The sequence below is a fragment of the Caulobacter sp. 05T431 genome, assembly GCF_056665975.1.
On record NZ_JBFTKU010000007.1, the window covers coordinates 97,372 to 110,660 of the forward strand.

The window sequence follows — 13,289 nt, forward strand, 5'->3', positions numbered from 1 at the left end:
GGAAAGGGTTCGAACGTCGATCGACCCCGAGCGGCCGGACCTAACCGAAGACCCGGCGTCCGCGCTCGACGGACATCCGGTGGCTGTCCGCCACGGTGGTGTCGCGGGTCTTGATCGTCCGCATGAACAGCCATTCGCCCGTCACGCGCCGGGGCGTGAGGTCGATCATCATGTAGCCGCGCCTGCTGGTGTCGGCCCATTTCAGCTCGGGATTGGCGGCGACGAAGCCCCGGGCGACGACCGCCGGATCGGCCCCGAAATCACCCTCGGCCCCGCCAGAGGTGACGCTGTGGCCGGCGAACTCGACGCCGGCGGGGCGACCGTCCTGGCTCAGGGCATAGGCCCAGGCGTTGTGGCTGTCGCCCGACAGCATGACCAAGTCGGCGTCGGCGGCCTGGGCGGCCTTCAGCAGGCGCGCGCGGGCGGCGGGATAGCCGTCCCAGCGGTCCATCCACATCGGCAGGCCCAGCTGGGCGGCGCGGATGTCGTTGCGATAGCCGGCGACCTTCTTCTCGGAGACCTCGGGCCGCAGCCAGCCCAGGGCGTCCGCCGGCATCACCGTGCGGCCCAGGATCGTGCCCATGCCGACCAACTGCCAGGCCGTCGAGCGGGCGTTGGCCTTCAGCTGGTGGGCCAGCCAGCTCTCCTGGGTCGATCCCAGCATGGTCGCCGAGGGGTCTTGCCACGGCCCGTCGCGGAACGCCTTCAGCGCCGTGTCGGGGTCGGCGGCGCGGAAGGCGGCGCCGATGTCGGCCGGCTTCGTGCGGCCCAGCAGGCGCGACTCCGTGCGGTACAGGGTGGCCAGGGCGCCGATCGGATAGGCCTTCCAGGGCTCGTCCGACACCGGCATCCACTCGCGATACACCTGCATGGCGGCGGCGCGGCGGACGTTCCAGTCGCCCTCGGTGGCCGGCTGGTGGTTCTGGGCCCCGCCCTCCCAGCTGTCGTTGGCCGACTCGTGGTCGTCCCAGAAGGCCACCATCGGGGCCATCTGGTGCAGCCGCCGCAGGTCGGGGTCGGCGCGGTAGCAGGCGTAGCGCAGGCGGTAGTCCTGGATCGTCAGGATCTCGTTGGACGGCTGCAATTGCTCGCGCCGCCCCTCGGCCCAGTCGCCCTCCTTGATCGAGGCCGGACCGTATTCGTAGATGTAGTCGCCGGTGTGCAGCCACAGGTCCAGGTCGGGCCGAGCGGCCGCGTGGCCATAGGCGTTGAACAGGCCGACTGGCAGGTTCGAGCACGAGAACACCGCCAGCTTGAAGCGCGGGACCTCGCCCACCGGCAGGGTCTTGGTGCGGCCGACCGGGGACCGCGTCCCGTCGGGGGCCACGAACCGGTACCAGTAGACGGTCCCCGGCTTCAGCCCGTCGACGGTGATCTTGGCGGTCCAGTCGCGATAGGCCCCGGTGCGCACGACGCCGCCGGCCGCCACCTTCGCGAAGTCGGGATCGAGCGCCAGCTCCACGTCGAGCCGCACCGTGTTGTCGGCCGTCGCGGGGACGTAGCGCGTCCACAGCAGCATGGCGTCGGGTCCGGGTTCACCGCTGGCCACGGCGTGGGTGAAGCCCGTGGCGCCCAGCAGCTCGGCGGCCAGGCTCCGGCCGGCGGAAAGGCCCAGCGCGCCGAGGCCCAATCCGGCGCCCAGGACCAGGCTGCGACGATCGATGTTCAGGACCACGACGGGCCTCCGCACGCTTGAGTTCGGGGAAGAAGGCGGCCGCGCGCGCCGCGCCCTCGGGGCGCGCGCGGCCAGGCTGGGTCGGCGGCAGGGGAGCACCGCCGACGCCAGGGGCGGGAGGGGCTAGAAGGTGCCCTTGATCCCGACGTTCCACATCGAGCCGTAGATGCTGTACTGCTGCACCCGGTCGCGGACGTTGGAATAGATGACGTCCGGCGCGTTGAAGATGTTGCGGCCGGCCAGCATGACCTCGAACTGCCTGTTGATCTTGTAGCTGGCGCTGACGTTCCAGAGCTCGCGGGACGCGTGGTAGAGGATGCCGTTCGGCGAGGTGGTCGGCGTGGCGCTGAGGGCGCTGGTCCGGTACTTGCCCTGGGCGTTGCCGGTCAGCTGGACGTCGAACTTGCCGTAGCTGTAGCGCAGGCCCCAGTTGGCCGCCGTCTTGGGCATGTTCACGCGCTCGCCGTCGGGATCGATCTTGGTGATCGAGCCGCGCAGGCCCAGGCCCCGCAGCGCGCCCGGCAGGAAGGTCATCTGCTGGTCGTATTCCAGCGTCACGCCGCGGTTGATGCTGACGCCCGGCAGGTTCGTGGCGCTGCGGTAGCGATAGCCCGGATAGTCGTCGGGGCTGTAGCCGACCTGGGTGGGATCGGAGAACTCGTAGCCGGTCACCTGCATGTCCTTGACCTCCAGCTGGTAGGCGGACACGCCGATGATCCCCGACGGCTCCAGATAGTACTGCAGGCTGGCGAAGTACTTGGTGGAGTGCTCTGGCTTCAGCTGCGGATTGGGCACGGTGACGATCTGGTTGGTGTCGTCCACCGACACCACGCCGCCCAGGTTGCCGTAGTCGGGACGCAGGATCGACTGGCTGAAGGCCAGCTGGCCGACCAGCTTCTTGGTGAAGTCGTACTTGGCGCCGCCGCTCCAGAACCAGTCGTCGTACTCGCCGTGGCGGGTGGTGTAGGTCCCGTTGCGGTACTTGTAGAGCAGGCCCGGCACGGTTGCGGGATCCAGGCCGGCGGCCTTCACTTCCTTGTCGCTGCGGACGTCGGCGACGCGGGCGTCGGTCTCGGTGCTTTCATAACGCAGGCCGAGGTCGAACTGGGCCTTGCCGACGCGCGGCTGGAGCTCGAAATAGCCGGCGTTGACCGTCTCGCCGACCTTCTTGTTGTTGTCGAGCCGGCGCTTCAGGTTGCCCGCGGCGTCGGGCACGAAGTAGTCCGGGTGGTCCTTGTAGATGTCGTAGACGGCGTAGTTGCTGTCGGCGCGCCAGTTCTGGGCGTTCAGGTTGCCGGCGTCGAAGCCCTGGATCTCGAAATTGTAGTTGTGGGTCCAGGGGATGACGGCCTCGGGCGCCTTCTGGGTCAGGTCGTGGGTCGGGCCGACGTACTGGAATTGCTGGTAGGCGCCCTCGTTGGTCTTCCAGACGTTGGTCCGGTAGGTGGCGCCGGCCAGGACCTTCAGCTGGACCGAACCGATCTCGAGCTTCTTCTTCAGGTCCAGGTTCACGCCGTACATCTGGTTCTGGGCGTCGGACTCGGCGGTGCGGATGTTGTTGCCGATGTCGTCGTCACGATTGAAGCTGGTCGGGTCGCTCCACGAGCGGCCGGCGGTCTGCTTCAGGGTCCAGTCGTTGGAGTCCGTGGACGCGCGGTCCAGCGTGAAGCCGATGCGGGTCAGGTAGCTGTCCGTCCGCTGGAAGAAGCCCTTGGAATTGTCCCGGAAATTGAATTCCGAGCTGGAATAGCTGCCGCGCAGCAGGGCCTCCCAGGTGTCGCCGCGATATTCCAGCTTCGGGGCGAACAGCCACGAGGGCGTGCCGGCGTAGCGGTGCGAATACTGGGTGTGCAGGCGGGTGTTGGTCCCGTTCGGATTGACGACGATGTGGGTGGGCGTGGAGTCCGCCGTCGTCTGGGTGGCCGTGGCCGTGCCGAAGATCAGGTAGGTGTACTGGTTGAAGTACTCGACGTCGTAGAACGAGTAGCTGCTGCGCAGGGACAGCGCCCACTGGTCGGTCAGCTTGTAGTCGACGCTGAGGTTGACGGCCTTGCGGTGGGTCAGCTTCGGGCCCGGGCGCCACATGACCTGGTAGGGCATGACCCGGCCGTTGGCGAGGTAGGACCAGTCGGTCTGGATGCGGTCMTGCTCGACGAAGTTGGCGTTGTAGCTGGCGTTGAGCGCCACGCCCAGGCGGCCGTCCAGGAAGACGTCGGCATAGCCGATCTGGCCCGAGGGATAGATCGAGGCGTGCTTCTCGTCGTCCGGCAGGTACTTGCGCTCCAGGCTGGAGTCCGAAGTGGCGACGCCGCCCAGCTGGAAGCGCAGCAGGCGGCTGCTGCGCTGGAAGGCGTACTTGCTGCGCATGTTGATCGCGCCGCCGGGGGAGTCGGCGTCCATGCTGGCCTGCAGCGTGTTGTTCAGTTCGATCGAGTCGATGCCGGTGATCGACATCTGCTCGAACGAGTTCTGGCGGCCGTTGTTGTTGTTCGAGGTCGCCGTCGCCATGCGGGCGCCGTCGGTGGTGAAGGTCGAGTACTTGGGGTCCAGGCCGCCGATGCGGACGGCGGTGGCGTCCACCTCGGTGTAGTCGATCGACAGGCCGGGCATGTTCTTCATGAACTCGCCGACGTCGCCCATGGTCAGGGCGCCGAAGTTGTCGGCGGCGACCACGGTCTTGGCGTTGGTCGAGGCGCGGCGCTCCATGATGGCGGCCGCCTGGCCTTCGCGCTTGGCGGCGACGGTGATCGCCTCGACCTCGCCGTCCTGGGCGGCGTAGGACTGGGGCCGCAGCTCGAAGGCCACGGTGGCCGTCTGGCCCGCGGCGACGTTGGCGACGGCGCGGGTCTCTTCCAGGCCGGTGTACTTGACCACCAGGGTGACGTCGCCGGCCGGCACGTTGGTCAGGCGAAAGTCGCCGCCGTCCTCGGAATAGGCGACGATGTTGGTGCCCTCGACGCGGACCTCGGCGTTGCGGACATATTCGCCGGTCGCGGTGTTGAGGATGCGGCCGCGCACGCCGCCGACGCCCGTCGCCTGGGGCGTCGCGTCGGACGCGCCCTGGACCGTCGACTTCAGCGTGATGACCTGGCCGTCGTCGGAATCGATGCGCAGCGGCGTGCCGGCGATCAGGCGGTTCAGCGCCGTGCGGACGTCCATGCGGCCCTTCACGGCCGGGGTCATGATCCCTTCCAGGTGGCGGGCGGGCGCCACGATCTGGACCTGGCCCTGGCGCGCCAGCTCGGGGATGGCGCGGACGGCGGACTGGGCGGGAATGTCGAAGATGCGGTCCTGCGCCACGGCGGGCGCGGCGGTCGCGAGCGCCACGACGGCGGCCCCGCAGGCGAGGACGGAGTAACGGGAATTCATCGGCTGGTGGCCCCCAATCGCCGCGTTGGTCGCGACGTTCGCGGTTGAGAGCCGTCAGCCGGTGGCTTCCGCTATTTTGTAACAAAAACTTCTTGGTCGACGCCCGTTCAGTGGCTCCCGGCCGCGCGGGACGGATCGCGGGTCAGGACGACCTCGTCGCCCTTCTGCTCGAGCCGGGCGTCGAACACCCGCGCTATGGCGCGGCTGAAGCCGACAGGATCGTTGGCGGCGAACAGGCCGGTCACCGGCTCGCGCGCCAGGTCCGGATCGCGGACCTGGATGCGGGTGTCGCTGTAGCGGGCGAAGGTCTCCGCCGCCTGTTGCAAGGTCTCGCCCTCGAAGGCCAGCTTGCCCTCGCGCCAGGCCAGCTCGCGGGTGACCGCCTCGGGCCCGACGGCCTGGGGCCGCTCGGCGGTCGGTCGACCCCCGATCGGGTCGGACAGGATCAGCCGCGTATTGGCCGTCAGCGCCACGGGGCCGGCCGACGGGGCCAGCTTCAGCGGCGCGACCTCGACCTGCCCCTGGTTGACCAGCACGTCGACGGGATCGCCGCCCAGCTTGCGGACCCGGAACCCCGCCTGGGCCGTGCTCAGGCGGCGGCCGTCGACCTCGACGATGAACGGCCGCGTCTCGTCGCGCGCCACCGAGAAATAGGCCTCGCCCTTGAGCAGGGTGACCAGGCGCTCGCCGGCGCTGTACTTCACGCGGATTCTGGTCTCGGTGTTGAGCAGCACGGTCGAGCCGTCCTTCAGCGGCGCCAGGCGGATCTCGCCCCGCTCGGTGCTGATCACGGCGCCGGCCGCGGGCATGCCCACGCCCAGGGCCGCCAGCGAGGCCGCGGCGGCCGCCCCACCCGTCCAGGCCAGGGCCTGACGGCGCGACAGGCGCCCAGGCCGTGGCGCCCGGGGCTCCTCGAAATCGGCCGGGTCGAAATCGTCGCCCAGCGCCTGGGCGGACTCGCTGTGCATCGCCAGCGCCCGGGCGCGCAGCAGGGCGCCCCTGGCGCGTGGGTCCCCACCCAGCCAAGCCTGGAGCGCGTCTTCCTCCCCCGAAGTCAGCGGCCCGCGATCCAGCCGCGCCGTCCAGTCGGACGCCGCCTGATCAATGTCTCGACTGGTGTCTCGTTCGGCCATCTAGCGAGGCAATCTCCGCTTCCAAAGTCCTAGAGGTTTGGGACCGCCTGTTTCCGCTACGCCCGAACCAATCAATCAAGAATGAGATGCCGCGGGAAATGTGAGTCTCGACGGTGTTCTCGGATATCCGCATTCGCGCCGCGATTTCGCGCTGGGACAAGCCCTTCACCCGGCGCAGGACGAAGGCCTCGCGGGTCTTGCGCGGCATCGCCGCGATCGCGTGCGCCAGCTGGCGCAGTTCGTCCCGGTCGATCGTGTGCTGCTCGGGCGAGGCGGCCTCGTCCGCGTGCTCCAGCCGTTCCAGGTCGTCGACCGTGTGGATCGGCACGATCCGCGCGCGGCGGACGTGGCGCACGATGACCGAGCGCGCCACCTGGAACAGGTAGGCGCGGGGATGCACGATCCCCTCCACGCTCTCCAGCTCGGCCAGGATCGTATAGGCCTCCTGGATCACGTCGCCCGGATCGACGCCCGGCGGCGCGCTGCGCGACAGCCACCCCCTCAGCGCGGGTTCGTGCGGCAGGATGTGCCGCAGGAACCACCGTGTTCTTTGCCTGTCGGCGTCGCTCATTCCTGACCCGCTGACTGGATATTGCGCCGCGCGGCCCGCCGTCGGGAACGACAGGACGGCGCCGCTTGGAATCCGCCCCCTGCCTAGCCGCCAATTGTGACACTCGACCCTCGGCGCACGCCCACGGACGATCGCGAGGCATCTCCAACCTTCGGTGGCGCCGGGGCGGTCACCGCGCGGGCGCCTTGGCCAGGGCGTCCCGCTCGTCCGCCGTGACCGGTGCGAACGGCTTCTGGGCGTCGCCCGTCCAGCGCATCAGGGCGAGGTCGGCGGTCTGCCTGCCGTCGACCTTGGCGTTGACCGCCAGGTAGAACAGGCCGTGGCCGACCGGCTGGAGGCCGACATCGGCCTTCTGGTTCCAGCCGCGCACGCCGGTGGCGGCGTCCTTCAGCCCGTCGTCGGCCAGGGGCAGCAGCGCCCCCTGCTCCCAGTCCTTGCCGTCCGGACCGGGCACGCCGACCAGGTCGCCGCTCGCCGGCGTCGCGCGCGCCTCGAAGGCGTACAGCCCGTAGTTGGGGAAGCTCGGCTTCTGGCCCAGATAGACGCCCATGAACCAGCGCTTCGAGGCCTCGTCATAGGCCAGGTTCTGCACGCCGTAGCGGGTGTTGCCGGTGCGGACGAAGACCTTGCCGTGAACGGTCGCGGGGCCGTTGCGGTGCGGCGCGGCCTCGGTCAGCGGACTGGCGTAACGGCCCCAATCGGCGACGTCGTACTGCAGCAGCACCTGGTGGTCGTTGTCGGCGCGGCTGGTGTTTCCATAGATCCCGTAGGCCACGGTCAGGTAGCGCTTGCCGTCCACCTGGCCGAACGCCGGACCGAAGCTGACGCCGTCGATGCCCGAGCAGTCGTAGCGGTGATCGGGCGAGGCCACGACGTCGCCCTTGAACTTGCCGTCGTCGCCGTCGAACCGGCCGTCGCCGTTCAGGTCGGCGGCGTAGTCCTTGACCACCTCGGGCAGGTAGACGGTGCGGAAGATCTCGCTGGTGCTCGCCTCGACGCCCACCCGGTCCAGCCGGGCCACGTCGATCACGGCGATGTAGAACGCCTTGTCTTCCTTGTATTCCAGCGAGCCGTAGACCTTGCCGTCGGCGGGATTGAAATCCAGGTCGCCCAGGTGGCCGGTCCAGCCCACCAGCGTGCCGATCAGCTTGCCGTCGAAGTCGTACTTCGCCAGCAGGTTGGTGAACGAGTAATAGACGTAGCCGCCCTTCACATCGACGGCGACGCCCTGCACGTGGCCGGACGCCCAGGTCCCGCCGTTCTGCTGGAGCGGCAGGGCTGCCGCGCCGGCCTGGACCGGCGAGACCATGCCCAAGGCCAGGGCCAGACCCGATGCGGCGGCGGCCAGGCGAAGACGATCGAACATGATTCCAAGCCCCGCTTTGCGTTTGGGCGGGGCTAAGGGGCCGTCACGACAGACGCGTGACGCCTGCGTGACGGTTCGACGAAACGCTCAGCCCTTCGGCGCCTGGGCCGCCCAGGTCTCGCCCTGCTTGCGGACCACGCGGATCAGCGTGCCGATCGAGTGGTCGATGTCCATCAGGTGCAGGCCCCACGACAGGTCCACCCCCGTGTGGCGGATGATCTGGCCGCCCAGCTCGTCGGTGCGCGGGTCGCTCGGCACGGCGTTGACGCGCAGGGCCAGGTAGTCGAAGTCGCCGTTGCGGACGCATTCGGTGGTGACCAGGCCCGGCGTCTTGACGAAGAAGGTCGGGATGGGCCGCATCGGTCGCACCCACTCCGGCGGGATGTCGCCGCCCGAGCCGTTCAGGAAGCCCTTGGTGATGAAATAGGACTCCGGCTGGCCCTTGCCGCCGGCCAGGGCGGCGGGGTTCACGCAGGCGGCCCGCAGGCCGTCATGGGCCTTGCCGAAGCGCGAAACGGCGGGCGGCGGCAGGCGGTCGCGGAAGGTGACGTAGGTGATCGCGCAGCCGACCTGCGTGTCGCTGTGGCACAGCGGCGTCGACTTGAACGAGCCGCCGACGTCCTTGTCTGGCGGGACCATGACCAGCCCGCCCATCAGCAGGGCCGAGACCAATTGCTTCTGGACCGGCTTGCCCTCGATCTCCTCGGCGATCAGGCGGGTCAGCATGACCGTGCCCTGGCTGTGGCCGATCAAGACCACGCCGCGACCGTGGTTCTCATGGGCCAAGTACCAGTTCCAGGCGTCGACCACGTCGGCATAGCCGCCGAAGCCGGCCGGCGGCTGCTCGCCCACCGGCTTGGCCCCGCCGCCGGGATAGCGCAGGCGGCGCAGCGTACCCTGGCGGTACAGCGGCGCGAACTGGCGGCAGACCGAGCCGAACCGGGCGAACTGCACCTTGATGTCGTCCCACTCGGCCGCGTCGGGCGAGAAGTCCGAGATCCAGCCGGCGTCGTTGGAAACCGTGGGATAGACGAAGAAGCAATCGATCTTCGGGTCCTTGGCCGGGACATAGCGCTCCAGGGTCAGCCGGCCGCTGGGCGCGACGACGGTGGCGTTCAGGTCGACCTTGCAGCGGTTGTCCGCAAGGTCCGGCCGGCACAGCCACAGGGCCGGGTCGGCGTAGTCGGGATGCTGGACGGTGGGGTCGGGCGCTCGCGCCAGGGCGACGCCGTGGGCGGCGGCCAAGGCCGCCAGGCCGAGCAGCAGGTTGGACAGAGCCTTCATCGGTATTCCTCCCTGGCCGAGCGTCGTGTCGCGCTCTTCAGCCAAAAAGAAGGGGCGCCGAAGCGCCCCCTCAGATCACAGAACCTCGAACAGTCCGGCGGCCCCCATGCCGCCGCCCACGCACATGGTGACGACCACGTGGCGCGCCCCCCGGCGCTTGCCCTCGATCAGGGCGTGGCCGACCATCCGGGCGCCCGACATGCCGTAGGGGTGGCCCATGGCGATGGCGCCGCCGTCGACGTTCAGCCGCTCGTCCGGGATGCCCAGGCGGTCGCGGCAGTACAGCACCTGGCAGGCGAAGGCCTCGTTCAGCTCCCACAGGCCGATGTCGTCGATCTTGAGGTCGAAACGCTCCAGCAGGCGCGGGATGGCGAAGACCGGGCCGATGCCCATTTCGTCGGGCTTGGTGCCGGCCACGGCCATGCCGATATAGCGGCCCAGCGGCGCGAGACCGCGCTTGGCTGCCAGGCCGGCTTCCATGACCACGCAGGCCGAGGCGCCGTCCGACAGCTGGCTGGCGTTGCCCGCCGTGACCACGCCGTTCTCGCGCACCGCCTTCAGGGCGGTCAGCCCTTCCAGGGTGGTCTCGGGCCGCACGCCCTCGTCGCGGTCGAGGGTCACCTCGCGGTGCGAGACGGCCTGGGTGGCCTTGTCGACGACCTTCATGGTCGCCGTCATCGGCACGATCTCGGCGTCGAGGCGACCGGAGGCCTGGGCGGCCGCGGCGCGTTGCTGCGAGGCCAGGGAGTAGAGGTCGCAGGCCTCGCGGCTGATCCCGTAGCGGGCGGCGACCGTCTCGGCGGTGTCCAGCATCGGCATGTAGGCGTCCGGATGCAGGGCCACGAGGCCGGGATCCTGGTCCACCCGCATCTGCGGCGTCTGGACCAGCGAGATCGACTCCACGCCGCCGGCCACGATCACGTCCATGCGGTCGACGATGACCTGCTTGGCGGCGGTGGCGATGGTCATCAGGCCCGACGAGCACTGACGGTCCATGGTCATGCCGGAAACCGTGACCGGGAAGCCGGCCCGCAGCGCCGCCATGCGGCCGATGGTGGCCTGATAGCCCTGCGGCAGCGAGCAGCCCAGGATGCAGTCCTCGATCTCGTCCGGTGCGACGCCGGCCCGCAGGACGGCGGCGGTCAGGGCGTGGGCGGCCAGGACCGTCGACGGGGTGTCGTTGAACGCCCCGCGATAGGCGCGGCCGATCGGCGTGCGCGCCGTGGAGACGATGACGGCGTCGCGCATCACGCCTCCTCTTTCATTTTTTGGGCCCCCACGGCCTTGGCCATCAGGCCGGCGCTGGCGACTTCGCGCTCGGCCTGGGTGAAGCCGTAGGCCGGGACGATCTCGCCGGCGCGGTCCGAGATGGCGTCCCACTGACGGATCACCTGCTCGCCCGCATCGGCCGAACCGCCGATGTAGCGGCCGTCGGTCAGGGTGACGTTGGCGGTGGCGAAGTGGCCGGCGCCGGCGCACAGGATGGCGCGGGTCGGGGCGTCGTCGTGGACCAGGGCCAGCAGGCCCGGGCTGACCAGGGCGGGGTTCAGGCGCTCCAGGCTCTCTTCCGACAGCACGCCCTCGGTCATGCCGGTGGCCGCGGTCGGGGCCAGGCAGTTGACCCGCACGCCGTACTTCTCGCCCTCGATGGCCAGGGTCTGCATCAGGCCGACCAGCGCCATCTTGGCCGCGCCGTAGTTGGCCTGGCCGAAGTTGCCGTAGAGGCCCGACGACGAGGTGGTCATCACGATGCGGCCGTAGCCCTGCTCGCGCATGGTCTCCCAGACGGCCTTGGCGCAGACCGCCGCGCCCATCAGGTGGACGTCGACCACCAGGCGGAAATCGGCCAGGTCCATCTTGGCGAAGCTCTTGTCGCGCAGGATGCCGGCGTTGCTGATCAGGATGTCGATCCGGCCCCACAGGGCCTTGACCCGCGCGACCATGGCGCCAACCCCGGCTTCATCGGTCACCGAAGCGGCGACCCCGATCGCCTCGCCCCCGGCGGCGACGATCTCGGCGGCCACGCGGTCGGCGGCCTCCTGGGTCAGGTCGTTGACCACCACCTTGGCGCCCTGGCTGGCCAGGTACAGCGCGTGGGCGCGGCCCAGGCCCCCGCCCGCCCCGGTGACGATCGCGACGCGTCCTTGCAGCAACATCGAACTTTCTCCTGACCCCGATTTGGCGAACCCGGTTCGCATTCATTTATTCTGATGTTAGTGAGTATCCTTGGCGAGGCACCTTCGCAAGTGCGAAGACTGTGCGCATCTGCGAAGAGCGCCGCTCACCCGCCGCCGTACTCGGACCGCAGGCGGATCTTGTCGATCTTGCCGGTGGCGGCCAGCGGCATGCGCGGCAGGCGGTAGACGGCGTCGGGCACCCACCACGGGGCCACGCGGCCGCGCAGCGAGGCCAGCAGCACCTCGTCGCTGACCTCGGCCTGGGTCTCGACCAGCAGGATCGGCCGCTCGCCCCACTTGGGGTCGGACCGGCCGATGACGGCGGCCAGCGACACCTCGGGCAGGGCCCCGACCACCGCCTCGATCTCGGCGGGATTGATCCATTCGCCGCCGGACTTGATCAGGTCCTTGGCCCGGCCGGTGATCATCAGGTTGCCCTGGCCGTCGATGCGCGCCAGGTCGCCGGTGGGGAACCAGCCGTCGGCGTCGGTCGCCGGCGCGTCGTGGCCGAAATAGCGCTGGATCACCGCCGCCCCCCGCACCCGCAGGTGGCCCTCGACGTCGCGCTGCTGGGGCAGGGCCGCGCCGTCCGCGTCGGTCAGCAGCAAGTCCATGCCGATGGCCGGACGCCCCGAGACCGCGGCCTCGGAGGAGGTGCTCAGCGGCGCCACCGTGCCCGACGGCGACAGCTCGGTCATGCCCCAGCTGGTCTGCACCCGCACGCCAAGGCGCTGCTCCAGGCGCTCCATCAGGGCCGGGGCCATCGGCGCGCCGCCGACGATGATGCGCTTCAGCGACGGCAGCTCGCCGCCGACGGCTTCCAGGTGTTCGACCAGGCCCAGCCAGACGGTCGGCACGCCGACGCCGATGGTCACGCCCTCGGCGGCGATCAGCCGGGCCAGGCTGGCGCCGTCGGCCTGGCGTCCGGGCAGGACCAGCCGGGCGCCGACGGCGGGGGCGGCGAACGGCAGGCCCCAGGCGTTGGCGTGGAACATCGGCACCACCGCCAGCACGGTGTCGGCGCCCGAGATCGCCATCACGTCGGCCTGCAGGGCCCGCAGGGTGTGCAGGAAGCTGGAGCGGTGGGTGTAGGTCACGCCCTTGGGCGCGCCGGTGGTGCCGGAGGTGAAGCACAGGCCGCACGGCGCGGTCTCGTCGAAGTCGCCCCAGACGACCTCGCCCGTCGCCGCCTCCAGCAGCGGCTCCATCAGCACGCCCCGGCCCTGGAGCGCCGTCCCGTCCACGGGGTCGATCAGCAGCAGGTGCTCGATCCCGGGCACGCGCTCCAGGATCTGGCCGGCCAGCGACGCCAGGTCGGCCGAGGCGATCAGGACGCGCGCCTGGGACTGGACGACCATGGCGGCCAGGTGCTCGGCGGTCAGGCGCGGGTTCAGGGTGTGGCAGACCGCCCCCATGCCCATGATGCCGTACCAGGCCTCGACATGGGCCTGGCTGTTCCAGGCCAGGGTGGCCACGCGGTCGCCGGTCCGCACGCCCAGCCCGGCCAGCAGGACCGAGGCCTTGCGGCTGCGGACCAGCAGATCGGCATAGCCGATCCGGTCGATCGCCCCGCCGTCCCTGGCGGTCACCACCTGGGCGTCGGGCTGCCACTTGGCGGCGTGCTCCAGGAACTTGTCCAGCGTCAACGCGAACGCCTGCATCTCACCGTCGATCATCGGTACTCTATTCTTCGAAGCGGGTTGTCGGCCGGGCG

General features: G+C 70.0%; 9 protein-coding genes. All 9 read right to left on the bottom strand.

Annotated elements, in window-relative coordinates; all coding sequences use genetic code 11:
- Positions 1 to 40: 40 nt before the first annotated feature.
- A complete protein-coding gene (locus tag AC1U89_RS08715; RefSeq protein ID WP_479899325.1) occupies positions 41 to 1,675 on the bottom strand; it encodes an alkaline phosphatase D family protein in 1,635 nt (544 codons plus the stop codon).
- A gap of 123 nt (positions 1,676 to 1,798) precedes the next feature.
- Positions 1,799 to 5,002 carry a TonB-dependent receptor domain-containing protein gene (locus AC1U89_RS08720; protein WP_479899326.1) on the bottom strand — a complete coding sequence of 1,068 codons (3,204 nt, stop codon included), beginning with the start codon at positions 5,000 to 5,002 and terminating at the stop codon, positions 1,799 to 1,801.
- Between the two features lie 149 nt (positions 5,003 to 5,151).
- On the bottom strand, positions 5,152 to 6,177 hold the full coding sequence (locus AC1U89_RS08725; RefSeq protein ID WP_479899327.1) for a FecR family protein: 1,026 nt from the start codon (positions 6,175 to 6,177) through the stop codon (positions 5,152 to 5,154).
- On the bottom strand, positions 6,146 to 6,748 hold the full coding sequence (locus AC1U89_RS08730) for an RNA polymerase sigma factor (RefSeq protein ID WP_479899328.1): 603 nt from the start codon (positions 6,746 to 6,748) through the stop codon (positions 6,146 to 6,148). The genes AC1U89_RS08725 and AC1U89_RS08730 overlap by 32 nt, the downstream gene beginning before the upstream one ends.
- Positions 6,749 to 6,917: 169 nt before the next feature.
- A complete protein-coding gene (locus tag AC1U89_RS08735; RefSeq protein WP_479899329.1) occupies positions 6,918 to 8,114 on the bottom strand; it encodes a hypothetical protein in 1,197 nt (398 codons plus the stop codon).
- 87 nt (positions 8,115 to 8,201) lie between these two features.
- Entirely contained in the window at positions 8,202 to 9,398 is a 1,197-nt protein-coding gene (locus AC1U89_RS08740) for a DUF3089 domain-containing protein (RefSeq protein WP_479899330.1), read from the bottom strand.
- A 75-nt stretch (positions 9,399 to 9,473) separates the two neighbouring features.
- On the bottom strand, positions 9,474 to 10,646 hold the full coding sequence (locus AC1U89_RS08745; protein ID WP_479899331.1) for an acetyl-CoA C-acyltransferase: 1,173 nt from the start codon (positions 10,644 to 10,646) through the stop codon (positions 9,474 to 9,476).
- Entirely contained in the window at positions 10,646 to 11,554 is a 909-nt protein-coding gene (locus tag AC1U89_RS08750) for an SDR family NAD(P)-dependent oxidoreductase (RefSeq protein ID WP_479899332.1), read from the bottom strand. The genes AC1U89_RS08745 and AC1U89_RS08750 overlap by 1 nt, the downstream gene beginning before the upstream one ends.
- Positions 11,555 to 11,679: 125 nt before the next feature.
- Complete coding sequence (locus AC1U89_RS08755; RefSeq protein ID WP_479899333.1) at positions 11,680 to 13,251, bottom strand: AMP-binding protein; 1,572 nt, start codon at positions 13,249 to 13,251, stop codon at positions 11,680 to 11,682.
- Positions 13,252 to 13,289 lie beyond the last annotated feature (38 nt).

What these genes read in the sequence shown, in the direction of transcription:
- AC1U89_RS08725 (WP_479899327.1), bottom strand. Translation starts at nt 6,177, where the DNA reads ATGGCCGAACGAGACACCAGTCGAGACATTGATCAGGCGGCGTCCGAC.
- AC1U89_RS08730 (WP_479899328.1), bottom strand. Translation starts at nt 6,748, where the DNA reads ATGAGCGACGCCGACAGGCAAAGAACACGGTGGTTCCTGCGGCACATC.
- AC1U89_RS08735 (WP_479899329.1), bottom strand. Translation starts at nt 8,114, where the DNA reads ATGTTCGATCGTCTTCGCCTGGCCGCCGCCGCATCGGGTCTGGCCCTG.
- AC1U89_RS08740 (WP_479899330.1), bottom strand. Translation starts at nt 9,398, where the DNA reads ATGAAGGCTCTGTCCAACCTGCTGCTCGGCCTGGCGGCCTTGGCCGCC.
- AC1U89_RS08745 (WP_479899331.1), bottom strand. Translation starts at nt 10,646, where the DNA reads ATGCGCGACGCCGTCATCGTCTCCACGGCGCGCACGCCGATCGGCCGC.
- AC1U89_RS08750 (WP_479899332.1), bottom strand. Translation starts at nt 11,554, where the DNA reads ATGTTGCTGCAAGGACGCGTCGCGATCGTCACCGGGGCGGGCGGGGGC.
- AC1U89_RS08755 (WP_479899333.1), bottom strand. Translation starts at nt 13,251, where the DNA reads ATGATCGACGGTGAGATGCAGGCGTTCGCGTTGACGCTGGACAAGTTC.